Annotated in this window: 20 protein-coding genes; 8 read left to right on the forward strand and 12 right to left on the reverse strand. The window is 68.2% G+C overall.

Annotation, left to right across the window (positions count from 1 at the left end):
- Positions 1-60: 60 nt before the first annotated feature.
- Genes ACFVBH_RS04835 through alaS form a run of 4 tightly spaced genes read right to left on the reverse strand, consistent with a single transcriptional unit; the run spans position 61 to position 5,546 of the window.
- A complete protein-coding gene (locus ACFVBH_RS04835) occupies positions 61-888 on the reverse strand; it encodes a shikimate dehydrogenase (RefSeq protein ID WP_378999847.1) in 828 nt (275 codons plus the stop codon).
- Positions 863-2,314: an endolytic transglycosylase MltG gene (mltG, locus tag ACFVBH_RS04840; protein ID WP_354986865.1), complete on the reverse strand. Its 1,452-nt coding sequence runs from the start codon at positions 2,312-2,314 to the stop codon at positions 863-865. The genes ACFVBH_RS04835 and mltG overlap by 26 nt, the downstream gene beginning before the upstream one ends.
- The gene (gene ruvX, locus ACFVBH_RS04845; RefSeq protein ID WP_354986866.1) at positions 2,311-2,880 is read right to left on the reverse strand and encodes a Holliday junction resolvase RuvX; all 570 of its coding nucleotides are present in this window, start codon (positions 2,878-2,880) and stop codon (positions 2,311-2,313) included. The genes mltG and ruvX overlap by 4 nt, the downstream gene beginning before the upstream one ends.
- Positions 2,880-5,546: an alanine--tRNA ligase gene (gene alaS, locus ACFVBH_RS04850; protein ID WP_354986867.1), complete on the reverse strand. Its 2,667-nt coding sequence runs from the start codon at positions 5,544-5,546 to the stop codon at positions 2,880-2,882. Before alaS ends, ruvX begins: the two co-directional genes overlap by 1 nt.
- 71 nt (positions 5,547-5,617) lie before the next feature.
- On the opposite strand from alaS, the gene ACFVBH_RS04855 reads away from it, so the two are divergent.
- Positions 5,618-6,292 carry a CatB-related O-acetyltransferase gene (locus ACFVBH_RS04855; protein WP_378999851.1) on the forward strand — a complete coding sequence of 225 codons (675 nt, stop codon included), beginning with the start codon at positions 5,618-5,620 and terminating at the stop codon, positions 6,290-6,292.
- A gap of 72 nt (positions 6,293-6,364) precedes the next feature.
- Here the strand turns inward: ACFVBH_RS04855 and ACFVBH_RS04860 are convergent, their stop codons facing one another.
- Both ACFVBH_RS04860 and ACFVBH_RS04865 read right to left on the reverse strand, forming a co-directional pair.
- On the reverse strand, positions 6,365-6,940 hold the full coding sequence (locus ACFVBH_RS04860) for a Uma2 family endonuclease (RefSeq protein ID WP_354986869.1): 576 nt from the start codon (positions 6,938-6,940) through the stop codon (positions 6,365-6,367).
- 89 nt (positions 6,941-7,029) lie between these two features.
- Positions 7,030-8,340 carry a replication-associated recombination protein A gene (locus ACFVBH_RS04865; RefSeq protein ID WP_354986936.1) on the reverse strand — a complete coding sequence of 437 codons (1,311 nt, stop codon included), beginning with the start codon at positions 8,338-8,340 and terminating at the stop codon, positions 7,030-7,032.
- A 185-nt stretch (positions 8,341-8,525) separates the two neighbouring features.
- Between ACFVBH_RS04865 and ACFVBH_RS04870 the strand changes: the two genes are divergently transcribed.
- Both ACFVBH_RS04870 and ACFVBH_RS04875 read left to right on the forward strand, forming a co-directional pair.
- Positions 8,526-10,178 (forward strand): alkaline phosphatase D family protein, encoded by a 1,653-nt coding sequence (locus ACFVBH_RS04870; RefSeq protein WP_379001590.1) that lies wholly within the window; start codon positions 8,526-8,528, stop codon positions 10,176-10,178.
- 271 nt (positions 10,179-10,449) lie between these two features.
- Positions 10,450-12,117, forward strand: a complete 1,668-nt coding sequence (locus ACFVBH_RS04875; RefSeq protein ID WP_378999854.1) for an alkaline phosphatase D family protein — start codon at positions 10,450-10,452, stop codon at positions 12,115-12,117.
- 105 nt (positions 12,118-12,222) lie between these two features.
- On the opposite strand, the gene ACFVBH_RS04880 is transcribed toward ACFVBH_RS04875, so the two are convergent.
- Positions 12,223-13,392: a kinase gene (locus tag ACFVBH_RS04880; RefSeq protein WP_354986871.1), complete on the reverse strand. Its 1,170-nt coding sequence runs from the start codon at positions 13,390-13,392 to the stop codon at positions 12,223-12,225.
- A gap of 195 nt (positions 13,393-13,587) precedes the next feature.
- On the opposite strand from ACFVBH_RS04880, the gene ACFVBH_RS04885 reads away from it, so the two are divergent.
- Positions 13,588-14,700 (forward strand): hypothetical protein, encoded by a 1,113-nt coding sequence (locus ACFVBH_RS04885; protein ID WP_378999856.1) that lies wholly within the window; start codon positions 13,588-13,590, stop codon positions 14,698-14,700.
- Positions 14,701-14,770: 70 nt separating this feature from the next.
- On the opposite strand, the gene aspS is transcribed toward ACFVBH_RS04885, so the two are convergent.
- Positions 14,771-16,558: an aspartate--tRNA ligase gene (gene aspS / locus ACFVBH_RS04890; protein ID WP_378999858.1), complete on the reverse strand. Its 1,788-nt coding sequence runs from the start codon at positions 16,556-16,558 to the stop codon at positions 14,771-14,773.
- A 206-nt stretch (positions 16,559-16,764) separates the two neighbouring features.
- On the opposite strand from aspS, the gene ACFVBH_RS04895 reads away from it, so the two are divergent.
- Entirely contained in the window at positions 16,765-17,682 is a 918-nt protein-coding gene (locus ACFVBH_RS04895; protein ID WP_354986874.1) for a neutral zinc metallopeptidase, read from the forward strand.
- A gap of 656 nt (positions 17,683-18,338) precedes the next feature.
- Positions 18,339-18,797 carry a GNAT family N-acetyltransferase gene (locus ACFVBH_RS04900; protein ID WP_378999860.1) on the forward strand — a complete coding sequence of 153 codons (459 nt, stop codon included), beginning with the start codon at positions 18,339-18,341 and terminating at the stop codon, positions 18,795-18,797.
- Between the two features lie 119 nt (positions 18,798-18,916).
- On the opposite strand, the gene ACFVBH_RS04905 is transcribed toward ACFVBH_RS04900, so the two are convergent.
- The 4 genes from ACFVBH_RS04905 to ACFVBH_RS04920 all read right to left on the reverse strand — a co-directional run bounded on the left by ACFVBH_RS04905 (position 18,917) and on the right by ACFVBH_RS04920 (position 24,100).
- Complete coding sequence (locus tag ACFVBH_RS04905) at positions 18,917-19,996, reverse strand: 2-oxoacid:ferredoxin oxidoreductase subunit beta (protein ID WP_354986876.1); 1,080 nt, start codon at positions 19,994-19,996, stop codon at positions 18,917-18,919.
- Positions 19,993-21,948, reverse strand: coding sequence for a 2-oxoacid:acceptor oxidoreductase subunit alpha (locus tag ACFVBH_RS04910; protein WP_354986877.1), 1,956 nt, complete (start codon positions 21,946-21,948; stop codon positions 19,993-19,995). The genes ACFVBH_RS04905 and ACFVBH_RS04910 overlap by 4 nt, the downstream gene beginning before the upstream one ends.
- Before the next feature lie 111 nt (positions 21,949-22,059).
- Entirely contained in the window at positions 22,060-23,076 is a 1,017-nt protein-coding gene (locus ACFVBH_RS04915) for an Rv2578c family radical SAM protein (RefSeq protein ID WP_354986878.1), read from the reverse strand.
- 31 nt (positions 23,077-23,107) lie between these two features.
- On the reverse strand, positions 23,108-24,100 hold the full coding sequence (locus tag ACFVBH_RS04920; protein WP_354986879.1) for an NAD-dependent epimerase/dehydratase family protein: 993 nt from the start codon (positions 24,098-24,100) through the stop codon (positions 23,108-23,110).
- Positions 24,101-24,279: 179 nt separating this feature from the next.
- Here ACFVBH_RS04920 and ACFVBH_RS04925 point away from each other — a divergent pair, with 179 nt between their 5' ends.
- Positions 24,280-24,609 (forward strand): type VII secretion target, encoded by a 330-nt coding sequence (locus ACFVBH_RS04925; RefSeq protein ID WP_378999864.1) that lies wholly within the window; start codon positions 24,280-24,282, stop codon positions 24,607-24,609.
- Complete coding sequence (locus ACFVBH_RS04930) at positions 24,606-26,198, forward strand: hypothetical protein (RefSeq protein WP_378999866.1); 1,593 nt, start codon at positions 24,606-24,608, stop codon at positions 26,196-26,198. Before ACFVBH_RS04925 ends, ACFVBH_RS04930 begins: the two co-directional genes overlap by 4 nt.
- The last annotated feature ends 146 nt before the right edge of the window (positions 26,199-26,344 follow it).

Genomic DNA, 26,344 nt, shown 5'->3' on the forward strand with positions numbered 1-26,344 from the left:
AGCGTTCCACCGAGCGCAGCAGGTGTAGTAGCGCGGCAGGTGCGCAACCCTGCCCGCCGCTCACTCCTGTAGCGCGGCAGCCATTTCCGCACGTGGGGCGGGCTTGCCGGTGAACTGCTCGACCTGCCCGTACGCCTGGTTCAGGAGCATCTCCAGCCCGCTGACCACGGTGTTACCGGCCCGCTGCACCGCCTCCGCGAGCGGGGTCGGCCACGGGTTGTAGATGGCGTCCAGCACCACGGGCGCCTGGGCCACCGCGTCCGCCACGCCCGCCGCACCGGTGGCCGGGACCGTGCTGACCACGGCGTCGACCTCGGCGCACACGAAACCCAGTGCGTCCGCGTCGAAGTCGATGATCTCGGCCGACATCCCCAGGCGCTCGGCCAGTTCGAGGGTGTCGGCCGCGCGGCCCTTGTCGCGCGCGACGATGGTGACCGTGTGCGCGCCCAGTTCGGCCAGGGCCAGCAGCGCCGGTCGCGCGGTGCCGCCCGCGCCGAGCACGACCGCGCGGGCGATCTCCTCGACTCCCGCGCCCTGCAGCGCGCCGCGCACGCCGTCCACGTCGGTGCAGTCCGCGCGCCAGCCGGTCTCGGTGCGCAGCAGCGTATTCGCCGAGCCCACCAGTTCCGCGCGCTCGGTGCGCTCGGCGGCGTACGCGAGCGCGGCGACCTTGCCCGGCATGGTCACCGACAGCCCGACCCATTCCGGGCCGAGGCCGTCGACGAAACCCGGCAGCTGCTCGCCCGTGCACTCGACCCGCTCATAGGTCCAGTTCAGCCCGAGCGCGCGGTACGCCGCCAGATGCAACTGCGGCGACCGCGAATGCGCGATGGGACTGCCCAGCACGGCGGCCTTGCGAACCTCACCGCCCACTGTCGAGGATTCCACTCTGCTGTGCCTTTTCGATGTTGCGCAGATGCTCGCTGTAACTCTCGGTGAACAGGGTGGTGCCCTGCTTGTCGATCGTCACGAAGTACAGCCACGTACCCGGTGCGGGATTCTCCATGGCGCGCAAGGCATCCAGGGACGGCGACGAGATCGGCGTCGCCGGCAGCCCGGCCATGGCGTAGGTGTTCCACGGCGTCTTGCGAGCGCGATCGGCGTCGGTCGTGGCGACCTCGGTCTTGTCGAGCCGGTAGTTGACCGTGGAGTCGAACTGCAACGGCTGATCGACCGCGAGCCGGTTGACGATCACCCGGGCAACCTTGGACATGTCCGGCGGCAACGCCTCACGCTCCACCAGGGACGCGGCCACGAGCATGTCGTACGGGCTCAGCTTGCCCCCGGCCTGCAGCAGTCCGGTCGACTCGTACCGCTGCGCGCTTTCGGAGACCAGCTGCCGCAGCACGCCCTCGGGGGTGGCGCTGGGATCGAAGTCCAAGGTGCCCGCCGAGATCAGGCCCTCGAGCTGACGGGTGCGATCGGGCACCTGCCGCACGCGCTCGAGCGCCCAGGCCGGCACACCGAGCGCCACCGGATCGGTATTGGTTCCGGCCGCCTCGAGCTGCTCGTAGGTGAGGCACTTGCTCGCGGTGCCCGAACCGACACAGCTGGCCGCGGCGATCTTGCGGTAGATGCCCTCCTTGGGCGCACCGGTGTTGACATCACTCGAGTCGTGCAGCTGCCTGCCCTCGGAGATGACCACGTTGCCGACCCGCGAGGTGGATCCGACCAGCGCGGTGACCGCTTCGGACGCCTTGCTGTGACTCGGGATCGAGTAGTAGCCGGGCTGAATCGAGTTCATCTCCGAATTGCGCACCGCCGCCTCGTAGAAGGCGGCACTGCTGGCGACCACACCCTTGTCGTACATCGAATCGGCGATCTGGGTCGCGGTGTCACCGGACTTGACCTGCACCACGACCAGCGCGCCGGACTCACCCGCGGCGAAGTCCTCGGCCGGGGTGTAGCGGTTCATGAACTTCCATGCCGCGAAGCCCACCGCGCCCACGAACAGCACGACGAACACCGACGCGATGACGACCATGTTGCGACGGCGGCGCTTGCGCTCGGCGGCCTTGCGCGAGGCCACGCGCGAACGCTTGGGACGCCCACCGCCCCGGCCGCCCGACCGAGACTTCGCACCGTCGGAGGGCGCGCGGCGACCGCGGTCGGCGCGCTGCGGCGCGGCACGACGGGGCGGCTCGGGCTCGAGGTACGGCTCGTCGTCGTACTCGTCTTCGTCCTCGTACCGGGGGATGACTGTCGTGTCGTCCTCGTCGTCGTCCGCGTCCGGCCAGTCCAGGTCGTCTCTGCGGTAACGACGTTCAGCGTTCTGCCGGTAGAGTTCCTCGGCCCGGGTCCAGCGGTCGGTCATGCGGTATCACCATCACCGCGCGGCTTCAATAGCGCACTCCGTTCGTCCAACCATCCTTGCAGGATCGACACGGCGGCCGCCTGATCGATGACCTGCCGCTGCCCGCGCGCGCGAACTCCACTGTCCCGCAACGCGCGTGCAGCAGACACCGTAGTCAAACGTTCGTCGGAAAGCCGCACCGGCACCGGTGCGATCAAAGTCCGCAAACGCCCCGCGAAGGTGGCCGCCAGCTTAGCGGACGAGCCGCTCTCACCGCGTAAGGTGCGCGGCAGGCCGACGATTACTTCCACGGCCTCGTACTCCCGCACAATCTCGGCAATCCGCGCGAGGTCGGGAGCCAGGGCGCCCGGGGCGACCTTCTTGGCTTTGGGAACGGTTTCCACCGGCGTGGCCAGGACGCCGTCCGGGTCGCTCGAGGCGACGCCGACGCGGACCGTGCCCACGTCGATGCCGATGCGGCGACCCCGTCCGGGATCCGTGCCGGGGTCCGGACGGTCGGCGCTGTAGCGCGCCGACCCCGTGGCCGCCGGTGTTCGGGAATCGGAGAATTCCGAACTCGTGGACATCAGCCGGCGAGCTCGGCCACCCGCGCCCGCACAGCCGTCAGACCAGCCTCGATACCGGACGGATCGGACCCCGCGCCCTGGGCCATCTCCGGCTTGCCGCCACCGCGGCCCGCGATGCTCGGCCCGAAACTGGCCACCAGATCCCCGGCCTTGACCCCCAGATCCTGGGCGGCCTTGGTGACCGCGACGACGAACGGGACCTTGCCGCCGTCATTGCCGAGCAGCACCACGATGGCGGGCTCGGAGCCCAACCGGCCCTTGATGTCCTGCGCGAGGGTGCGAATATCGGCCGCGCCCACGCCCTCCGGGGCGGCGGTCGCGACGAGCAGCACCTTGCCCACGCGCTGGGCCTGCTCGGCGAAGGTGCCCGCCGAGGACAGCACCGCGGCCATCTTGGTGCGCTCGAGTTCTTTCTCGGCAACCTTGAGCCGCTCGACGAGCTGCTCCACGCGACCGGGCACCTCGTCCGAGGGCACCTTGAGCGAGGAGGCCAGACCGGCCAGCAGCGCCCGCTCCTTGGCGAGGTACCGGTACGAGTCCAGACCGACGAACGCCTCGACGCGGCGCACACCCGAGCCGACCGACGATTCACCGAGCAGGGTGATCGGGCCGATCTGCGAGGAGTGCTGCACGTGCGTGCCGCCGCACAGTTCCATGGAGAACGGTCCGCCGATCTCCACCACGCGGACCTCGTCGCCGTAGTTCTCGCCGAACAGCGCCATCGCGCCCATCTTCTTGGCGCTGGGCAGGTCGGTGACGAAGGTGTTCACGGTGAAGTCGTCCCCGACCGCATCGTTGGAGATGGCCTCGATGTCGGCCTTCTGCTGCTCGCTGAGCGCGCCCTGCCAGTTGAAGTCGAAGCGCAGGTAGCCCGGCTTGTTGAGCGAGCCGGCCTGGACGGCGTTGGGGCCCAGCACCTGTCGCAGCGCGGCATGCACCATGTGGGTGCCGGTGTGGCCCTGGGTCGCGCCGCGCCGCCACGCGGGATCGACCTGCGCGAGCACGGTGTCGCCCTCGGTGAGCTGGCCGGCCTCGATGGTGGACTTGTGGGTCCACACCTTCTTGGCGATCTTCTGCACGTCGTTGACGCGGACCTTCAGCCCGTGCGAGGAGACGATGGAACCGCGGTCGGCGATCTGGCCGCCGGACTCCGCGTACAGCGGCGAGCGGTTGAGGATAATCTCCACGTCCTGGCCGACCTCGGCCACCGGCACCCGCACGCCGTCCTTGATGATGGCGAGCACCGTTGCCTCGGTGGCCAATTCGTCGAAACCGGTGAACTCGGTGGCGCCGCGGTCGACGAATTCCTTGTAGACCGTGAGATCGGCGTGGCCCTGCTTGCGCGAGTAGGCGTCCTCCTTGGCGCGCGCCCGCTGCTCGGCCATGAGCGAGCGGAACCCGGTCTCGTCGACCTCGAGGCCGGCCTCGGCGGCCATCTCGAGGGTCAGATCGATCGGGAAGCCGTAGGTGTCGTGCAGCGTGAACGCCTCGGTGCCGCTGATCCGCTTGCCGCCCTGGGCCTTCACCTCGGTGACGGCGTCGTCGAACAGCTTGGAGCCGGTGCTCAGCGTGCGCAGGAACGCGGATTCCTCACCGACAGCGACGGTTTCGATGCGCTTGTAGTCGGTGGCCAGTTCCGGGTAGGAGGGGGCCATGAGATCGCTGACGATCTTCATGAACTCGCCCATGACCGGCTTCTCCGCCCCGAGCAGGCGCGCCGAGCGCACGATGCGGCGCAGCAGGCGGCGCAGCACGTAGCCGCGGCCGTCGTTGCCCGGGTTCACGCCGTCGGCGATGAGCATCGCGCCGGTGCGGGCGTGGTCGGCGATGACGCGGAAGCGCACGTCGTCGGCGTGCTCGACGCCGTAGCTGCGGCCGGTCAGTTCCTCGGCCTTGTCGATGATGGGGCGCAGCAGGTCGGTCTCGTAGACGTTGTCGACGCCCTGCAGCAGGAACGCGACGCGCTCGACGCCCATGCCGGTGTCGATGTTCTTCTTGGGCAGCGGGCCCAGGATCTCGAAGTCGTCCTTGCCGCGGCCGGCGCCGCGCTCGTTCTGCATGAACACGAGGTTCCAGATCTCGATGTACCGATCCTCGTCGGCCTCGGGGCCGCCCTCGATGCCGTATTCGGGTCCGCGGTCGTAGTAGATCTCCGAGCACGGACCGCACGGGCCGGGAATGCCCATGGACCAGTAGTTGTCGGCCATGCCGCGGCGCTGGATGCGCTCGGACGGCACGCCCAGCTTCAGCCAGATCTGCTCGGCCTCGTCGTCGTCGAGGTAGACCGTGACCCACAGGCGCTCGGGATCGAAGCCGTAGCCGCCGTCCTCGACGCTCTTGGTCAGCAGCGACCACGCGAACTCGATCGCGCCCTGCTTGAAGTAGTCGCCGAAGCTGAAGTTGCCGGCCATCTGGAAGAAGGTGTTGTGGCGGGTGGTGATGCCGACATTCTCGATGTCGCCGGTGCGCACGCACTTCTGCACGCTGGTCGCGGTGTCGAACGGCGGCGTCTGCTGCCCCAGGAAATACGGCACGAACTGGACCATGCCCGCGTTGACGAACAGCAGGTTGGGGTCGGCCAGGATCAGCGAGGCGCTGGGCACCTCGGTGTGTCCGGCACGGACGAAATGCTCCAGGAAGCGTCGGCGAATCTCGTGGGTCTGCACAGCTATCCAGCCTACCGGTCCCGGTCCAGCGGGTTTTCCCCGACTCCGGCGGGGTGGCTAGCATCACGGAGGTGCCAGAGATTCCCGATCCCGACGTCCGTTATCCGCTCCCGCACACCGATCGCACGATCTTCCTGAAGCCGTTCATCGAGGCGGCCAATATAGAGGTGGGCGACTACACCTACTTCGACGATCCCGATGCCGCGACCGAGTTCGAGCGCAACAACGTGCTCTACGCCTTCGGGCCCGAGAAGCTGATCATCGGCAGGTACTGCGCGCTGGCCAGCGGCACGCGGTTCATCATGGCCGGGGCCAATCACCCCACAGCCGGGGTGTCGACCTTCCCGTTCACCATCTTCGGCGGCACCTGGGCCGCGGACACCATGGACATCCTCACCTCGATTCCGAGCCGCGGCGACACCGTGGTCGGCAACGACGTGTGGTTCGGGTTCAACTCGCTGATCATGCCGGGCGTGCGCATCGGTGACGGCGCGATCATCGCCACGGGTGCGGTGGTGACGGCCGACGTGCCGCCGTACACGATCGTCGGCGGCAATCCGGCGAAGCCGGTCAAGCAGCGCTTCGACGACGCGGACGTGGCCCGGCTGCGGCGCGCGGCCTGGTGGGACTGGCCGGTGGAGCTGGTCACCGCCCACGTGCGCACGATCATGGCGGGCATGCCGAAGGAGATCGAGGCGATCGCCCGCGACAACGGGGTGTATCGGGAGGATCTGATCCTGGGCTGAACCCACTCGGGGCCCGGTGGGCGGCACCGCCTTCCGGGCCCCGATGCCCGGGGTTCGTTCCGGCGTGGCCGGTCAGTGCACGAGGTCGCGCAGCGGCTCGGTGTTGAGGGTGATCTCCACCGGATCGGGGAGTTCGAACGGCTCCCCGATGGGCAGACGCACGCACGAGGAGTACACGCTGCCGCGCGGGCGGCTGTAGACGATGAGCTCCTGACTCTCCCGGTCGATGAGCAGGTAGACCGGAATGCCGGTCTCGGCGTAGGCGCGCGGCTTCTCCTCGCGGTCGCGCCGATCGGAATCGGAGTCGAAGCGGGTCACCTCCACGACCATGAGGACCGCTTCGGGGGTCTTCCATCTCCCCTGTCCGGCGAATGCCCGCCGGGCCGCGACCACCGCGTCGGTGCGCGCGCGGCCGCCGCCGTACGCGTCGACGAGCAAGCCGATCTCCGGGTAGAGCCGTACGCCGGGAAGTTGCGCGAGCACCTGCTCGAGCAACCATTGGAAGATCTCGTCGTGATCCCCGTCCGGCAACGGCTTCGCCCCCAGCTTTCCGTTGATGAATTCCAGCCTGACCCCCTCGCGCGCATCGTTCGCGAGGGCCTCGAAATCTTCGATGAGCATCTGTGGCCGATCCGCTATGGCAGTCATGCGACGGACGTTATACCCGCTCGCGGCGCATTCGACCGGGATCGCCACGGCCGCACCCCGACTCGCCGAACGACACGCTTGAAGTGCGGTTACCTGCCGCGCACGATCCGGCGGAGCTTGGTCACGCGCGGTCCGACTTCACGTTCGTAGCCGTGGTCCGTTGGATGGTAATAATCCGTTCCGACCAATTCGTCCGGCGGATACTGTTGTGCCAGAACACCATCCGGGTGATCGTGCGGATAGCGGTAGTTCTGCGCATTGCCCAGTGCGGCCGCGCCCTTGTAGTGCCCGTCGCGCAGATGCGGCGGTACCGCACCTGCTTTGCCCGCGCGCACATCCGCGAGCGCGGCGCCGATCCCCTTGACGACGGCACCCGATTTGGGTGCCGTCGCAATGTGAATAGTGGCCTGCGCCAACGCCAATTGTGCTTCGGGCATGCCGACCAACTGGACGACCTGCGCGGCAGCGGCGGCGGTCTGCAGCGCCATGGGGTCGGCCATGCCGACCTCCTCGCTGGCCTGAATCATCAAGCGGCGCGCGATGAATCGCGGATCCTCGCCCGCGCTGATCATGCGCGCCAGATAGTGCAGCGCGGCGTCGACATCGGATCCGCGCAGCGATTTGATGAAGGCGCTGATGACGTCGTAGTGCTGATCGCCCGCGCGGTCGTAGCGCACCGCGGCCTTGTCCACGCTGGCCTCGACCAGTTCCACCCCGACATTCCCGTCCAGGGAGGATTCGGCGGAGGCCTCCAGCGCGGTCAGCGAGCGGCGCGCGTCACCACCGGCGATGCGGACGATGTGGTCCAGCGCCTCGGCGGTGACGGTGTACTCCCCTGCCAGCCCGCGCGGATCCTCGATCGCGCGCTGCAGCACGGTGCGAATGTCGTTCTCGGACAAAGATTGCAGTTGCAGGACCAGCGACCGCGAGAGCAACGGCGAGACGACCGAGAAGGAGGGATTCTCCGTGGTCGCCGCGACCAGCAGCACGATCCGATTCTCGACCGCGGCCAGCAGTGCGTCCTGCTGGGTCTTGGAGAACCGGTGCACCTCGTCGATGAACAGCACGGTCTGCTCGCCCGCGGTGAGCCGCCGCCGCGCGACGTCGATGACCGCGCGCACCTCCTTCACCCCGGCGGACAGCGCCGACAGGGCCTCGAAGCGGCGGCCGGTCGATTGCGAGATGAGCGAGGCGAGTGTCGTCTTGCCCGTTCCCGGCGGACCGTAGAGCAGCACCGAGGCCGCGCCCGACCCTTCGATGAGCCGGCGCAGCGGTGATCCCGGACCCAGCAGATGCTGCTGCCCGACCACTTCGTCCAGCGTGCGCGGCCGCATGCGGACGGCCAGCGGCGCGAATCCCTCGCCGCCCGCCGGTGCGCGCGGCACGAATTCGTCGGACATGGCCTCCGTTTCCGGTGCGTCGAACAGCCCATCACTCACGAGCAGACCCTACCCAGCGAGACCGACAGCCTCCGCGTTAGGCGCGCGCGACCGGCCCGAACCCCGCGGTCACTAACTGTTCATCTGTCCAAATTTGCTCAGCGGGCACCGGATCGTATTCGATCTGTGGCGTGCGCCTCACCGAGATCATTTCCGGGCCCTTCGATCGACGCTCCGCGCTCAAGGGCGGAACGGCCGCGATCCTCGCCGGCGGCGCCGCCGCGGTGGCCTCGCCCCTGTTCGGTGCGCCCGCCCTCGCGCGGGCCGAGAACGTCGTGTTCCGGCACGGCGTCGCCTCGGGCGATCCACTGCCGGGCGGGGTGATCGTCTGGACCCGCGTCACCCCTTCTGAGGACGCCCTGCCGGGTTCCGGTTCCGGCGACCCGGTATCGGTGCGCTGGGAAGTTGCCGGCGACGCCGATTTCGGATCGATCGCCGCCTCGGGCACCCACACCGCCACCGCCGGCGCCGACCACACGGTCAAGGTCGACGTCTCCGGACTCGACGCCGGACGCGAGTACTTCTACCGCTTCACCGCCCTGGGCCAGACCTCGCCGGTGGGCCGCACCCGCACCGCCCCCGCCGAATCCGCCACCCCGGACCGGCTGCGCCTGGGTGTGGTGTCGTGCGCGAACTGGGAGGCCGGATACTTCGGCGCGTACCGGCACCTGGCCGCGCGCGAGGATCTCGATGTCGTCGTGCACCTGGGCGACTACCTGTACGAATACCCGCGCGGTGAGTACGGCGGCCGCGCCGGTTCGGTGCGCTGGCACGAGCCCGCGCACCTGATCGTGTCGCTGGCCGACTATCGAATTCGGCACGCGCAGTACAAGACCGACCCGGACCTGTCGAACCTGCACGCGCGAGTCCCGTTCGTGTGCACCTGGGACGACCACGAGACCGCCGACAACGCCTGGTCCAACGGCTCGGAGGACCACGATCCCGCCACGCAGGGCTCCTGGGCGGACCGGCGCGCGGCGGCGCTGCAGGCGTACCTGGAGTGGATGCCGGTGCGCACCGGCGGGGACAAGCGGCTGTACCGCCGCCTGCGCTTCGGCACCCTGGCCGAGTTGTCCATGCTGGATCTGCGCACCTACCGCAGCGAGCAACTGCACGCCGGTCCCGGCTGGCGCGACGTCGACAGCCCGGACCGCACCATCACCGGCAAGGACCAAATGGACTGGGTCACGGCCGGTTTGGTCTCCGCGCCGGTCACCTGGAAGGTGATAGGCAACCCGGTCATGATCGCGCCGCTGACCGTGCCACCGCTGGATCCGGCGGTCACCGCCGCGCTGACCGAGACAATCGGCATCCCGGACCAGGGCATCCCGGTGAACCTGGACCAGTGGGACGGCTACACCGCCGATCGCCAGAAACTGCTGCACACCATCGTTGACAATCAGGTCTCCGACGTGGTCTTCCTGACCGGCGACATCCACACCTCCTGGGCCGCCGACCTCCCCTTGGTCGCCGCGACCTATCCCGGCTCGCCCACCGCCGGTGTGGAATTCGTGGTCCCCTCCATCACCTCCCAGAGCGTCGGCGACATCACCAAGACCCCGCCCCGCACCACCTCGGTAGCCGCCGAAACGGCCCTGGTGAGCGTGAATCGCCACCTGCGCTACACCGAACTCGACTCGCACGGCTACGGCGTCCTGCACATCGACGCTGACCAGACCCAGATGGATTGGTTCTACGTCACCGACATCGCCGACCCGAATACCGGCGTGCGCCACGGCGCCTCCTTCGGCACTCGCCGCGGCGGGCGACTGGAGCCGCGCGCGACCCCGGTGGTCTGAGAGCCTCCCGCCGCGCCCGGCGCCATCACATTGTGGTGGCACCGGCCACGGCTCCGGCACCACGACCGCTGCCGCGCCGAGACCGGTTCCCTGCGCTCGATGCAAGGGGAATGAAGGGGTGCGGTAGTGCTGTTGCGGCACAACACAGTTCACGAGTTTCTCGAGCAGCCGGGTGGATCGGGTTGCGATGGTGTCCGTGCCCCGCATTGGCCGGGTCCGCCATTCATGCGCTGTTCACGCGTTTCCTCTTGATTCCGTTCGGCCGCACACGATGTCATGGGTCGTGGCCCGCACCAAGATCGCACCTCTTGCCGCCCTCGATCGCCGTACCGTCCTCAAGGGCGGGACGATCACCGCGGCCGGTGCGCTGCTGGCCACTCCGGGTCGCGCTGCCGCGGCCGGGCCGGTCTTCCGGCACGGCGTCGCCTCCGGGGATCCACTGCCCACCGGGGTGATCCTGTGGACGCGAGTAACGCCCGACGACGCCGCGATCCCGGGTTCCGCTGCCGGGGAATCGGTTTCGGTGCGGTGGGAAATCTCGGCCGATCCCGCGTTCACCGGCGTCACCGCGGCCGGCTCGATCACCACCGGCCCGGATGCCGACCACACGGTCAAGATCGACGCCGCGGGCCTGTCCCCCGCCTCGGACTATTTCTATCGCTTCAGCGCGCTCGGTCAGACCTCCGTGACCGGCCGCACCAGGACAGCGCCCGCGGCCGGCGACTCCCCCGGCAGTCTCCGCTTCGGCGTGGTGTCCTGCTCCAACTGGGAGTCCGGGTATTTCGGCGCGTACCGGCATCTCGCGGCGCGCGACGACCTCGACGCGGTCGTACATCTGGGCGACTACCTGTACGAGTACGCGCGCGGCAAGCATGCCGGGCTGATGCCCAAAGTCGACCGGCAGCACGAGCCCGCACACGAGATCGTCTCGCTCGCCGACTACCGAATTCGGCACGGGCAGTACAAGACCGACGCCGACCTGGCGGCCCTGCACGCCCGCGTCCCGTTCATCTGCACCTGGGACGATCACGAGTCCGCCAACGACGCCTGGTCCGGCGGCGCGGAGAATCATCAACCCGGCGAGGGCGATTGGCGCGCCCGCCGGGCGGCCGCGCTCCAGGCGTACCTGGAATGGATGCCGGTGCGCGCCTACGGTCCGGACGCCCGGCTCTACCGCCGCCTGCGCTTCGGTGATCTGGCCGAACTCTCGATGCTGGATCTGCGCACCTACCGTGATCAGCAGCTGCCCGCCGTCGCGGGCTGGCGACAGGTCGACGACCCCGCCCGCTCCATCACCGGCCAGGCGCAAATGGACTGGCTCACCGGCGGTCTCGTCTCGGCCCCGGTGCGCTGGAAGCTGGTCGGCAATCCGGTCATGATCGCCCCGCTGCTGCTGCCACCCACGGACGCGGCCACCGCCGCCGCCCTGAACAGCGTGATCGGCGTCCCGCAGGCAGGCATCCCGGTGAACGCGGATCAGTGGGACGGTTACGCGGCCGACCGCCGAAAGCTCTTCGACGCCATCGTCTCCCGGAATTGTTCGGACGTCGTCTTCCTGACCGGGGACATCCACACCTCGTGGGCGTCCGATCTCCCGGTGAACGTCACGGCGTACCCGGCGGGCCCGCGCGCGGGGACCGAATTCGTGGTCCCCTCGGTCACCACCGGCAGCGTCGGGGAGATCCTGCAGATGCCCGCGCGCACGGTGAGCGTGCCGCTGGAAACCGCCATCGGCGCCATCAATCCGCATCTGCGCTACGTGGAACTGGATTCACACGGGTACGGGGTGCTGTCGGTGACCGCCGAGCAGGCCCAGATGGACTGGTTCTATCTCCTGGACGTGGGCGATCCGAATACGGGTGTACGGCACGGCGTTTCCTACGCGGTGCGCAGCGGAGGCGGCAACATCGAACGGCGACCGGGACCGATCACGGGCTGAGGACACCGCCCGCCGTCGATCCGCCCGCGAGAACTCCCACGGACAGAGCGCGGCGCACGAACCGCGCGAGTGGGGACGGGCCGCCCCGGTTTCAGCGGCCCGTGCTCACTCTTCCCAGCGTTCCTCGAGGGTCGCGGAGACGTGTTCGGCGAAATCGCCCAGGGCGTCGTCACCGGTGCAGCGGGCATCCTCGGCGAGGGCGGCCCAGCGGTTGATGAGGGCGGCCGAGCGCGGAATCGACAGGCCGTGTTCGCGAGCGGCGGCGATTCGCGTGTGGTCCGCGGGCAGGAACCAGTAGGTGGAGAGCCAGACCCAGATGAGGCGCGCTTCCAGGATCCGTTCGGCGAGCGCGTCGTCGTCGGCGAGCGCGGGCCAGACCGCGACCACTTCCGAGCGCCAGGCTTCGACCATCTGCCGCGCGCGTTCGCGGGAGAGTTCGAAATCGCAGAGGCAGCCGGGGAACGAGACCAGCGCGTAGGCGATGTCGAGGGTGGCATCGCGGAAGCCGCCCCATTCGTAGTCCAGGAACCGCGCACCCTCGTCGTTGAGGATGACATTGTCCGGGCACAGGTCGGACGGACTGAACGCGCGGTGCCGGCCGGCGGAGAAGAGGCGATTGCCGCGCACGATGCGCTCGGCGATCTCCCCCGGCACCTCGATGCCGAGTTCGCGCTGCAGCATGTCGGGCACCTCGGTGACCGCGGTCTCGGCCTGCTGAGCGATGCCGTCGACCCGGTGTACCACGTCCACGCGCCGCAGCAGGGCGACGAAATCGGCCTCGCGGCCGACGGTGGCGGCGTGCATCCGGCCCAGCGCCTGGGCGAACGCCATGAGGGCATTGCGGCCCGCGGGCTCGACGTTGGTCTGCAGCACCTGCGTCAGCGAGGTGTTCTCGCCCAGATCGCTCAGGATCAGCAACCGGTCGGGCAGGCTGTAGCCGAGTAGATAGGCCCCGGGTCTGTGTTCCTTACCCAGGGCGGTCGTGAACTGATAGGACACGGCTTCGCGCAGGAACGCGGAGTCGATACTGGCGACGCCGGGGGCCATGCCGCCGGTGCGTCGCTGCGAGGCTGTGCCCCGCACCTGCTTCACAATGAGGGTACGCGGAAGTGAAAACGCGTTCTCCGCCACACGGACGCGAAGAACCGTTGTTCTACCACTGCCGCTGAGCTCGATTGGATCACTCAGCTTTACCGCAGCACCCATTCGCTTTGTGAGCAACTGTTGTGCCGCGTACACGACTTCGGCGGCGCGTTCGGCCAATAGTGCGGTCATCGGAACCCAAAGTACTCGCTCCAGGTCACTTTCAGCGAGCGGTTACGCAACCTTTCGCGCGTCGTCCGGCGTGTCTTTGTGAAGGGTTTGCCCACGCGGCGCTGGTTGCTTGACACAACCTGGGCCGTCTAGTTGTCTCATGTTCAACTCTTGTGCGCCACACCGTAAACCGGGAAATGTGAAAGGCTCGCGACCATGACCGGCACGCCGCCCTCCGCACCGAACCAACCCTACGGCGACAATCCCGCCCAGCAGGGCCGCGGGCAGTACGCAGCCGACCCGGGTCGTCATCAAAACCCCCAGCCCGCACCGTATTCCGCACCGCAGGAACCGCCGGGCGGGCACGGCAGGCACGAGCTGCCGGGAGCGGCCGGCTACCCGCAATTCGGTGGTCCCGGCGCCGCGCAGTACGGCAGCGAGCCCGTGGAACCCCCGCCGAACCTGCACCCGCAGTCGGGCGCGCCGCAGGGCTACGGCCCCGGGGCTCCACAGGGCTACGGCCCCGGTGCGCCGCAGCAGTACCAGCCGGGCGCCATGCCCGCGGGCGGCCCACCGCAGGGAAACCCGCCCCCGCCGGGCGGTTTCGCACCCCAGGGTGGTTTCGCACCGCCGCCGGCCGGCGCCCCGCGAACCGATACCGCGCAGTTCCCGCCCGCCCCCGCCGGAGCCGCGCCGGTCTACGATCGCGAGCGGCTCAACGTGGGCCACGCCATCGCCTACGGCTGGGACAGGTTCCGCCTCAATCCGGTGCCGTGGGCGGGGATGGTGCTGATCGGCCTCATCGCCTGGCTGGTCGTCATCCTCATGGTGAATATTCTTGACGTCCAGTCACTTTCGGGCGTTCTGCTGCTCTGCGCGGTCGCGGCCCTGGTCGTCTGGTTGCTGCAGGCGGCCATGGTGCGCGGCGGCCTCTATGAAACCGATGGCACCCCACCGGATTTCCCGGCGTTCTTCGGCTTCGTCAACGCCGGAAATGTCCTGATCACGGCATTGATCGTGTTCGTCGCCTGTCTCATCGCGTCGATGGCCTGGGTCTTCCCCGCCATCATCATCGGCGTGCTGTGCATGTTCGCGCTGCACTTCGTCATCGATCAGGACCAGGACCCGCTCACCGCCATCAAGTCCAGCGCGCAGCTCGTGGTCGCCAACGCGTTGCAGGTGATCTTGCTGGCGCTGGCCGTCATGATCATCACCTTTATCGGGGCCATGCTCTGCGGCCTCGGCCTGATGGTGGCGGGCCCGGTCTGCGCCATTGCGATCACCTACGCCTATCGCGACCTCACCGGCGGGTTCATCGCACCGCTGTGAGCGAACCATGACCAACTACACCGGCCCGGTATCCATGGATACCGGGCCGGTGTTTTTCGGTCGAGAGGGCTTACTTCTCCTTGATCGGATTGCCCTCGGCGTCGAGCTTCACATCCAGCCCGGCATCGCGGCGCTGCACCGGGGTGATCGGAGTCGGCGCATCGGTCAGGGGGTCCACGCCACCGCCGGACTTCGGGAAGGCGATGACCTCGCGAATGGAATCCACCCCCGCCAGCAGCGCGGTGATGCGATCCCAGCCGAAGGCGATGCCGCCCATCGGCGGAGCGCCGAAGGAGAAGGCGTCGAGCAGGAAGCCGAACTTGTCCTGCGCCTCCTCCTCGTTGATGCCCATCACCTTGAAGACCCGCTCCTGCACGTCCTTGCGGTGAATACGAATCGAACCGCCGCCGATTTCATTGCCATTGCAGACGATGTCGTAGGCGTAGGCCAGCGCCGAACCGGGATCGGTGTCGAAGGTGGCCAGGTGCTCGGGCTTGGGCGAGGTGAACGCGTGGTGCACCGCGGTCCAGGCCGAATGGCCCAGGGCCACATCACCGCTGGCGGTGGCATCGGCCGCGGGCTCGAACATGGGCGCGTCCACGATCCAGACGAAGGCCCATTCGTTCTCGTCGATGAGCCCGCACTTGCGCGCGATCTCACCCCGAGCAGCGCCGAGCAGCGCACGGCTGGACTTGGCATCGCCCGCGCCGAAGAACACGCAGTCGCCGGGATTGGCGCCGACGAACTTGGCCAGGCCCTCGCGCTCGGCCTCGGTCAGATTCTTGGCGACGGGTCCGCCGAGGGTGCCGTCCTCCTGGATGAGGATGTAGCCCAGGCCCTTGGCACCGCGCTGCTTGGCCCATTCCTGCCAGGCATCGAGCTGACGACGGGGCTGCGAAGCACCACCGGGCATGACGACCGCGCCGACATAGGGCGCCTGGAACACGCGGAACGGCGTGTCCTTGAAGTACTCCGCCATCTCGGTGATCTCGACGCCGAAGCGCAGATCGGGCTTGTCCGAGCCATAGCGGCGCATGGCCTCGTGGTAGGTCATGTGCGGAATCGGCGTGGTGATGTCGTGGCCGATGAGCTTCCACAGCGCGACGAGAATGTCCTCGGCGAGCAGGATGACGTCTTCCTGCTCGACGAAGCTCATCTCGATGTCGAGCTGGGTGAACTCGGGCTGACGATCAGCGCGGAAGTCCTCATCGCGATAGCAGCGCGCGATCTGGTAGTAGCGCTCGATACCCGCCACCATGAGCAGCTGCTTGAACAGCTGCGGCGACTGCGGCAGCGCGTAGAACTTGCCGGGCTGCAAGCGCGCGGGCACCAGGAAGTCGCGCGCACCCTCGGGCGTGGACCGCGTCATGGTCGGAGTCTCGACCTCGACGAAGGCGTGCTTGCCGAGCACCTCGCGCGCGGCGGCGCTCACCTGGGACCGCAGGCGAATCGCCTTGGCCGGGCCTTCGCGGCGCAGATCCAGGTACCGGTACTTGAGGCGAGCCTCTTCACCGGGCTCGTCATCGAGCTGGAACGGCAGCGGCGCGGATTCGTTGAGCACCTCGAGCTTGGTCACATTGACCTCGATGGCGCCCGTCGGCAGATTGGGATTCTCGCTACCCGCCGGACGGTTCTCGACCACGCCGGTAACCTTCACGCAGAACTCATTGCGCAGCTTGTGAGCCTGTTCAGCGGGCACGCCTTCACGGAAGACAGCCTGCGACACGCCCGAAGCATCACGCAGATCGATGAAGATCACGCCACCGTGGTCTCGACGCCGCGCCACCCATCCGGTGAGGGTGACGGACTGACCAGCGTGCTCGCTTCGCAGCGAACCAGCCAAGTGGGTGCGCAGCACGGGATTCCTTTCGACGGACTTCGAAACGCCCGCGGGGTGGCCGGGCGCGTTCCCATCGTAGTGAGACACGTATTCCGAGTGGAAACCGATATCCACGCGAACCTGTCAAGCTGTACGCCAAGGCTCGACATCAGCCCGCGCGAGCCCCTTCTGACCCCGGGTCGGCCGACCCGCGGCCGAAGCGTGTGCGAAGGAGAGCGGCGACCATGACGTTCAACGAAGGCATGCAGATCGACCCGGACAGGGTTCGAAGCGGCGGCGGGCCGGGCCTGGGCGGCGGCATGGTGCTCGGTGGCGGTGCACTCGGCATCATCGCACTCATCGCCACCCTGCTGCTGGGCGGCGATCCGGGCAGCGTACTCGGGCAATTCACCGGCGCGGGCGGCACCGACCAGGGCACCGCCGGCGCACCCGAGCACTGCAAGACGGGTGCGGACGCGAACAAGTACGTCGACTGCCGCGTCATCGCGACCGTGCAGAGCCTGGACGCCGTGTGGGCCACCGAACTGCCCAAGCAGGTCAACAAGCAGTACGTCGATCCGCAGGTCTCGCTGTTCTCCGGCGTGATCGACACCGGCTGCGGCCGCGCCTCCTCGGCGGTGGGCCCCTTCTACTGCCCCGCGGATCAGACCGCATACTTCGACACGAGCTTCTTCCAGGAACTCACCGACAAATTCGGCGCGAGCGGCGGCCCCCTGGCCCAGGAGTACGTGGTCGCTCACGAATTCGGCCACCACATCCAGAACCTGCTCGGCGACATCAACCGCGCCCAGCGCGATCCCCGCGGTCCCGAATCCGGCGCGGTTCGCACCGAACTCCAGGCGGACTGCTACGCGGGCGTGTGGGCGTACTACGCCGACAAGCTCCCGGCCCCCGGCGGGGGTCAACCCTTCCTGAATCCATTGACCGAGAACGATATTCGCGACGGTCTGTCCGCCGCCGCGGCAGTGGGCGACGACCGCATCCAGAAGGCGGCCACCGGCCGAGTGAATCCGGAAGGCTGGACCCACGGTTCATCCGAGCAGCGCCAGAAGTGGTTCCTCACGGGATACCGCACCGGACAGGTCGCAGCCTGTGACACCTACAACGCCCGCGACCTGAACAACCCGTCCGCACTGCGCTGAGCGAAGTCGTCCCCGTGCCCGCACCGAATCCGGTGCGGGCACGGTCGTATCCGGGTGAAAGTTGACATACCCCCGTGGCAGGCTCATGCCGTGGTTCTGGATACAGCAGGCGAATACGCGCGGGGCGAAGATCTCGCGGATCTGACCGAATACCTTCGCGACTTCGAAGCGGGCGGATATCCCGTCGATCGAGTGCTCGAGTCCGTTTGCGGCAGCTGCGGTGAGCGGGAATTCGGTGTGGATGCCGATGACGTGGAGGGTGTTGCCCGGCGTATCTGTACCGGCTGCGGTAGCTCGGTCTTTCTGGCTGATAGTGGCGAGCATTGGGACGAGGATGGGGACTGGGCTGAGTGCAGCTGTCCGTGTGGGTCGGAGCGATTCGCTGTAGCGGTGGGGTTCTCTGTTCGGTCGGACGGGGATGTTCGGTGGGTCAGTGTTGGGCTTCGGTGTCTTGATGACGGTGTTCTCGGGGTTTATGTGGATTGGAAGGTCGACTACTCGCCTGCTCGGGATCTGTCTGCGTAGGGGGTGCGGGGTGGATGCGTGGCCGGCTTTTCGGGGGATCGGATGCAATAGCCCAATTGCATTGTGATACAACGCCATTCAGATCCTCTGCCAATTCACAACCGAACGAAAACCGACAGTAAGCTGCCCCCGTGATCGAAGTACGCGCACTCCAGTCCGACGACTGGCAGCTCTGGCGTCAACTCCGCCTGGCGGCACTCACCGACGCCCCCTGGGCTTTCGGCTCCACCCTCGCCGAATGGAGCAACGCCGGCGACACCGAGGCCCGCTGGCGCTCGCGCTTCGACAACGTCCCCTACAACGCCGTCATCTCCTTGGACGGCACCCCGGCCGGAATGGTCGGCGCGTACGCCTCCGACACCGAACCCGGTACGGTCGAACTCATTTCGATGTGGGTCGCCCCGTTCGCACGCGGAAAAGGCGTATCGGACGCGGCGATCCGGGCCGTCTTGGATTGGGCGTACCCTCGTCCAGTCATCCTCTCGGTCAAAGCCGACAACAAGGCCGCGATCCGCCTATACGAGCGCAATGGATTCACCGACGCGGGCCCCTCCCCCGATGACGACGAACGTTTGATGCGCAGGCCGTAGCGCACAGAAAATGCCCCGGCACTCGCGAGTGCCGGGGCATCCACCAGAAGCAACCGAGCCTTCGATCGGCAGTCGGCCGAACGGCGTCAATACCGCGCAACCTGCCGGACTGCCGAAGGCTAAGTCACCGTCCAGGTTTCGCGGCCCGTCAGCAGGCTCTGCAGCGTCGAATCAGTCATCGGCTTCTGCTCGACAGCGGCGGCCAGCTGCCCGCGGACGCCGTCGTCGTAGGTCGGTCGTGACGCGGCGCGGAAGACCCCGGTGACCACCCGCGTCATGTCCTGATCCGACAGCCGGGACAGCGCGTACGCGTACTCGGGGTTGTCGGTGTACGCGTCGTGAACCACGATCTCGGACTCGGAAACCGACGTCGCGGGCACCACCTTCAGCCCGAAACCGCTGCGCACCACCGCCATCTCGTTGTCCGCTCCGAACCGGATCGGCTCGCCGTGGCGCAGGCGGATGAGATGCGACTCCGCGTTCTCCTTGCGCAGGATGTCGAAGGACCCGTCGTTGAAGATCGGGCAGTCCTGCAGAATCTCCACGAACGCGGTCCCCCGGTGTTCGGCGGCGGCGCGCAGCACCTCGGTCAGCCCCGCCCGATCCGAATCCAGCGCCCGTGCGGCGAAGGTCGCCTCGGCGCCCAGGGCCACCGACAGCGTGTTGAACGGGTGGTCGATCGAGCCCATGGGCGTGGACTTGGTGACCTTGCCGGTCTCCGACGTCGGCGAGTACTGGCCCTTGGTGAGCCCGTAGATCCGGTTGTTGAACAACAGGATCGTCATGTTCACGTTGCGGCGCAACGCGTGGATGAGGTGGTTGCCGCCGATCGACAGCGCGTCGCCGTCCCCGGTGACCACCCAGACCGAGAGGTCCGGCCGGGTGACGGCCAGACCGGTGGCGATCGCGGGGGCACGGCCGTGGATCGAGTGGATCCCGTACGCCTCCAGGTAATACGGGAACCGGCTCGAGCATCCGATGCCGGAGACGAACATCAGATTCTCGCGCTTCAGCCCGAGTTCGGCCAGGAACCCGCGCACGGTGGCCAGGATGACGTAGTCACCGCAGCCGGGGCACCAGCGCACCTCCTGATCGGTGGTGTAGTCCTTGGCCTTCTGCGGACCCTCGGCGTGCGGCACCCCGGACAGTCCGGTCAGCCCCAGATCCGTTCCGACGAGCGGATTTTCGAGGATGGTCATGAGTTACCCCCTGGCGTGCGGTAGGTGGCCCGCGCCCGTGCCGCGAAGGCCTTGCTCTGCTCCATCTCCGTGATGGAGCCGTCCAGTGCCGCGTCGATCACCCCGACCAGTTCCTGTGCGGAGAACGCCGTCCCGGCGACCTTGGTCCACGGCTGCACATCCACCAGATAGCGGGCGCGCAGCAGCATGGCGAGCTGGCCGCCGTTCATCTCGGGCGCGACCACCGTGCGGTAGCGGCCCAGCACGGCTCCGAGATTGGCGGGGAAGGGATTCAGGTGCCGCAGGTGCGCCTGGGCCACCGGCACGCCTCGCCGCCGCGCCCGCCGGCACGCCTCGCCGATGGGACCGTACGAGCTGCCCCAGCCGATCAGCAGCAGTTCGGCCCGGCCGCTGGGATCCTCGACCTCGATGTCGGGCACCGTGATGCCGTCGACCTTGGCCTGGCGCAGGCGCACCATCAGTTCGTGATTGGCGGGCTCGTAGGAGATATTGCCGCTGCCGTCGGCCTTTTCGAGGCCGCCGATGCGATGTGCGCGTCCCTTCGTCCCGGGGACGGCCAGCGGCCGGGCCAGTGTCTCGGGATCGCGGGCGTACGGCTGGAAGCCGTCGTCGTCCGAACCCTCGGGCTCGAACGCCGGGTCGATGGGCGCGAGGTCGCCGACCTGCGGAATCGCCCACGGCTCGGACCCGTTGGCGATGGACCCGTCCGAGAGCAGCAGGACCGGCGTGCGATAGGTGATGGCGATCCGCGCCGCCTCCACCGCCGCGTCGAAACAGTCCGCGGGTGAGCGCGGGGCCAGGACCGGCACCGGCGACTCGCCGTTGCGGCCGTAGAGCGCCTGCAGCAGATCGGCCTGCTCGGTCTTGGTGGGCAGGCCGGTGGACGGACCGCCGCGCTGCACATCGATGATGAGCAGCGGCAGCTCGGTCATGACCGCCAGGCCGATGGCCTCGCTCTTGAGCGCCAGGCCGGGACCGGAGGTACTCGTCACGCCCAGCGCCCCGCCGATCGAAGCGCCCAGGGCCGCACCGATTCCGGCGATCTCGTCCTCGGCCTGGAAGGTGGTGACGCCGAAGTTCTTGTGCCTGCTCAACTCGTGCAGGATGTCCGAGGCCGGAGTGATCGGGTAGGTGCCCAGGAACACCGGCAGCCCGGACAGCTGACCGGCGGTCACCAGGCCGTAGGCCAGGGCGGTATTGCCGGTGATCTGCCGGTAGGTCCCGGCGGGCAGCGTCGCGCGGGCGACCTCGTAGGTGGTGGCGAAGGCCTCGGTGGTTTCGCCATAATTCCATCCCGCCCGGAATGCGAGAATATTCGCTTCTGCCACTTCGGGTTTGGACCCGAATTTCTCCCGGAGGAACTGTTCGGTGCCGCCGAGCGGACGGCCGTACATCCAAGAGAGCAATCCCAGCGCGAACATATTCTTCGCGCGCTGGCCGTCTTTCTTGCCCACACCGGTCGGTTCGGTAGCGGCCAGCGTCAGCGACGTCATGGGCACCTGATGCACCACGAAATCGGACAGCGTCCCGTCGGCGAGTGGATCACCGGCGTAGCCGACCTTCGAAAGATTACGTTTGGTGAATTCGTCCGTATTTACGATGAGCGTGGCCCCGCGCGCCAGCTCCTCCAGATTCGCCTTCAGGGCCGCGGGATTCATCGCCACCAGCACATCGGGCTGGTCACCGGCGGTGAGGATGTCGTAGTCGGCGATCTGGATCTGGAACGACGAGACACCCGGCAGCGTGCCCTGGGGCGCGCGGATCTCGGCCGGGAAGTTCGGCTGCGTAGCAAGATCATTTCCGAAAGCGGCTGCCTCATGGGTGAATCGATCACCGGTGAGCTGCATACCGTCACCGGAATCGCCGGCGAAGCGAATTACAACCTTTTCCAATTTCTCTGCGGCAGCGCCGTTTCGGGCCGCTGTCACCGATTCGTCATGCTGGGAACCCATGCGCCTGCATCACTTCCTCGTCCGTGAGAGGTACCAACGCCAAACTACTCCGCTATATTCGCGACACACCCGCGAAAACAGCGGTGAAACGTCGAGATTTCGCGGCCGGCGTCAGGCGAACAGTGCCAGCTGCGGGTCGGGCGTATGCGATTCGGCGGCACGCTCGAGAGGCTCGGCCTGCCGTTCGCGGTTCAAACCATGCTTGTCCAGCAACGGATCGATCCGGCCGCGCAACCACGCGGAGTACTCCGGTGTCACTGAAGTCCCGCGACCATACAGCTGTCGATAGCGCCGGATGAGCGCCGGGTGCTGTTCGGCGAGCCAGGTGAGGAACCAGCCGCGGGTGCTTCCGCGCAGATGCATGGGAAAGGCGACCGCGCTCGCGGCCCCGGCCTCTGCGATGGCGGCGAAGAGCTCGTCCAGTTGCGACCGGCCGTCGGTGAGGCACGGAATGATCGGCGCCACCATGACATTCACCGCGAACCCGGCATCGGCCAGGGCGCGCACGAGCTCGAGCCGCGCGCGCGGCGACGGTGTTCCCGGTTCGAGCGCTTCGCTCAGTTCCGGATCGAGCATGGCGATGGACACGGCCAGATGCACCGGAACCTGACGCGCCGCCTGGGTGAGCAGCGGCAGATCCCGGCGCAGCAGTGTGCCTTTGGTGAGAATGGAGAACCCGGTGCCGGATTCGGTGAGTGCGCCGATGATGCCAGGCATCAGCCGGTAGCGTCCCTCAGCGCGCTGATACGGATCCGTATTGGTCCCCAGCGCAACGACTTCCCGACGCCAGGAGCGCTTGTGCACTTCCCGGCGCAGGATCGCCGCGATGTTGGTCTTGACCACGATCTGGCGATCGAAGTCCTCGCCCGCGTCCAGGTCCAGGTATTCGTGAGTGGGGCGGGCGAAGCAGTAGCGGCAGGCGTGGGTACAACCCCGCATGGGGTTGACCGTCCAGTTGAACGGCAGCGTGCCGCCCTCGGGCATCTTGTTCAGTGCGCTCTTGCAGAGCACTTCGTGAAAAGTGATGCCTTCGAACTCCGGGGTTTGTACGCTGCGTACGAAGCCCGCGCGTTCGAGCCCGGGCAGCGCGCCGTCATCGGCCTCGAGGGTCTGGCTCTGCCACCGCACCACACAAGTCGAACATTTGTTCTACCTGGTGTCAAGCGATCTTCTGGGTGACCGTCTTGAAGTTCTGCCCGTTGTAGAAGGCCACGAGGTCGCGAATCGTCTCCTCCGCCGGGCGTGGCCGGTAGCCGAGATCGGTGCTCGCCTTGTCGTGTTCCACGACCGGCGCCGACAGCAGCGCGCCCATGGCCGCCTTGGAGATGCGGTCGCTGCCCACGGCCTTGGCGGCGGGCTCGAGCACCGGCATCAGCGCGTTGATGAACTTGGCCGGAATGGCGAAGGCGGGCTTGAGCTTCCCGTTGACCTCGGCGGCCAGGCGGGTGGCGTCGAACATGTTGGTGAAATGCCCGCCGAGCAGGTAGTTCTCACCGGTCTTGCCGCGCTCGCCGGCCAGGATGAGGCCGTTGGCCACGTCGCGCACGTCGACCAGGTCGAAGCCGCCGCTGATCATGACGGGCACGCGGCCGCGCGCGGCGTCCCACAGCGTCTTGTTGATGCGCGAATCGGTGTTGTCGACCGGGCCGTACACACCGGTCGGGTTGCAGACGACAGCGTCCAGGCCCTGATCGATGACCTTGCGCAGCTCGACCTCGCCCTGGAACTTGGAGCGGTCGTAGACCGGCAGATCGGGATCGATCGACCGCGGCGAACGCTCGTTGATGGTGCCGCCGCAGGTGTACTGGTTGAACGCGTGGATCGAGCTGGTGTGCACCATGCGGCGCGCACCGACCTCGAGCGCGGCCTCGGCGACCACGCGCACACCCTCGGTGTTGACCCGCCAGGCGAGATCGTTCTTGTGCGCGAGGGTGATGAGCGCGACCAGGTGGTAGACGACCTCCGCACCCTCCAGGGTGGTGCGCATGGACGCGGGATCGAGCACGTCGCCGCTGACCCAGGTGACACCCGGGACGGCCGGTCCGGCGGGCTTGACACGGTCGATGGCGGTGACCTCGTGACCGCGATCGGTAAGCAGGCGAAGCAAATTGGTGCCAAGGAACCCGGCGGCGCCGGTGACTGCGACCTTCATGTGATGAAGAATATAGAACTTGTTCTAATTTGCAAGAACGGCCGGGACCCGATCGAGAGACGCTCGCGTACCCAACGGGGTAGACGCTCGCGGGTGCGCGAGGTTCATCCGACCCGCCGAGCTGGACGCTCGACGCGTTATATTCGCACGCGCATGTCCATGACGATTGGGGGGCACCGATGGCCGATCTCTCTGTCGATACCGGCGCGGTTCGAGCCTTTGCCACGGCCCAGGACGGCGTCGCCGCCGATATCGCCGCGACCGGCGGCCTGGACACGGTAGCCCACGTCGCCGCCATGACCCCGGTCTTCGGACTCATCGGGGCCGATTTCCTGGCCGGCTTCGCGGTCGCCGAACTGCTGCACGACAAGGACATCAACTCGCTGTCGAGCCGGTTCGCGCACCTGGGGCAGGCCGCCTTCGGCTCGGCCGCCACCTATGACGTCGCCGACGAATCGTTCGCCGGCGGACTGGACTCGATCGCGGGCGCGATCGGCGATCCGGCGTGAGCCCCCTCGAAGACGGCGTGATCGGCGCGGCGGCCCCGGCCGGAGATCTCGCCGACGACCCGATCGGGTCGGGCGACGGCAGCACGGTCGTATTCGGCGGCCTGCCGGACCTGCGGCTGGGGCAGCTCCCCGACGACATCGCCCCATTCGAAGCACCCGCATTCCTGTTGTCCCGCAAAGAGATCGAGCCGGAGGACGCACCGCTGACCGGCGGTCCGCCGCTCGGCTCCGGCGGCGGGCAGGGTCCGGACCCCCGGGACGCGGCCACGCTCGGCGACGCCGCGGCTCCCGGCGTCGATGCCGCCACCGGCGTGCTCTCCGGTGCGCAGCACGCCCTCGGCGACGCGCAGAGCCTGCTGTCGGGCGCGCAGAGCGCCGTGAACGGCATCCCCGCCGCCCTCGATGCCGCCCAGGCCGCACTGAGCGACGCGGCCGCGAACCTGCCGGTCCTGCCGCCGCTGCCCGCGGACCCGATCGGCGATCTCATGAAGGGCCTGGCGCTGCCCGCGATCCCCGGACTGGACGCGCTGTTCGCACCGTTCCTGGAGCTGATCAGCAGCTTCGGCACCGGCGTGCTGGGCGGGCTGAACCCGGCCACCCTGCTGAGTCAGGGCTCCCAGCTCATCGAGACAGCCGTGCAGGTGGGCAAGGGCGCGTTCGAGACCGTCGAATCGGCGTGGGACGGCAAGGCGTCCGACAGCGCACAGGCGGCAAGTCAGCAGGCCCAGGCGCACGGGCGGGAGACAGCGCAGCGCGGTGTCGATCTGTCCGCGGTGACCGAGCAGGCCGCGGCGGTGGTGCAGCGCGGCAATGTCCAGCTCACCGCGATCGCGCAGTCCTTCGCCGCCCAGGCCACGGCCCTGGCCCCGGTGATCCTGGCTCCGCCCGCGCAGACCGCGCTCATCACCTCGGCCACCGAACATCTCGCCTCGGCGATCACGGTCGTCAACCTCACCCGCGGCGAGCTCGCGGGCTACACCGCGCAGGTCAACGGGATGGTCGGCGAGCTGCTCGGACCGGGCAGCGGTCCCGACCCCGCCGCGGTGGCGAAGTCGCTGGCGCAGAACGTCGGTCAGCCGATTCTGGAGCAGGCCAAGCAACTCCTCGAGGGCAGCCTGAATCCGGCGAGCACCGATCCGGGTGTGAGTGAGCCGGGTACGCCCACCGATCCGGACACCAGGGCAGCGGCCCTGGGTAGCGGCGGAGCCGGTGGCGGCGGTCTCAGCGCAGGCGGCGGGCCGGGTGGTGGCAGCGGGCTGGGTAGCGGCGGCGGAATCCCGTCCACGCCGGGCGCTCCCGGCTCCTCGATTCCCGGCGGCAGTCCCGGCGCGGGCGCGGGAGCTCCCGTGGGCGCGGGCGGCTCCGGTGCGCCCGGCACGGCCGGACCCGGTTCCCCGGGCTTCATAGGCTCCCCCGCCGCGGCGGCCGCGAACCGGGGCGGCGCGGATCAGGACCACGCGCGCGCGGTGCAGCCCTACGAAAACGTTTCCGGCGAAAGCGAACTCACCGGCGATCTGGGCGCGGCGACGCCGAGTGTCATCGGCGAATTGGACGAACAGGCCGCACCCGACCAGAGCGACGAGGCCTGAGCACCGGCCCAGCACCACTCGGCGCATCATTCGAGCGGGTTCGGGCAGCGAGAAACTACTCGAGCGGGCGGCGTGAGCCGCACATCGGCCGGCACGGCCGGCAGCTGGGTGCGGTCGGGCACCACGGTGGGGCCAGGTACGTTGCC

It is taken from the genome of Nocardia sp. NPDC057668, from assembly GCF_042799795.1.
GTDB lineage: Bacteria > Actinomycetota > Actinomycetes > Mycobacteriales > Mycobacteriaceae > Nocardia.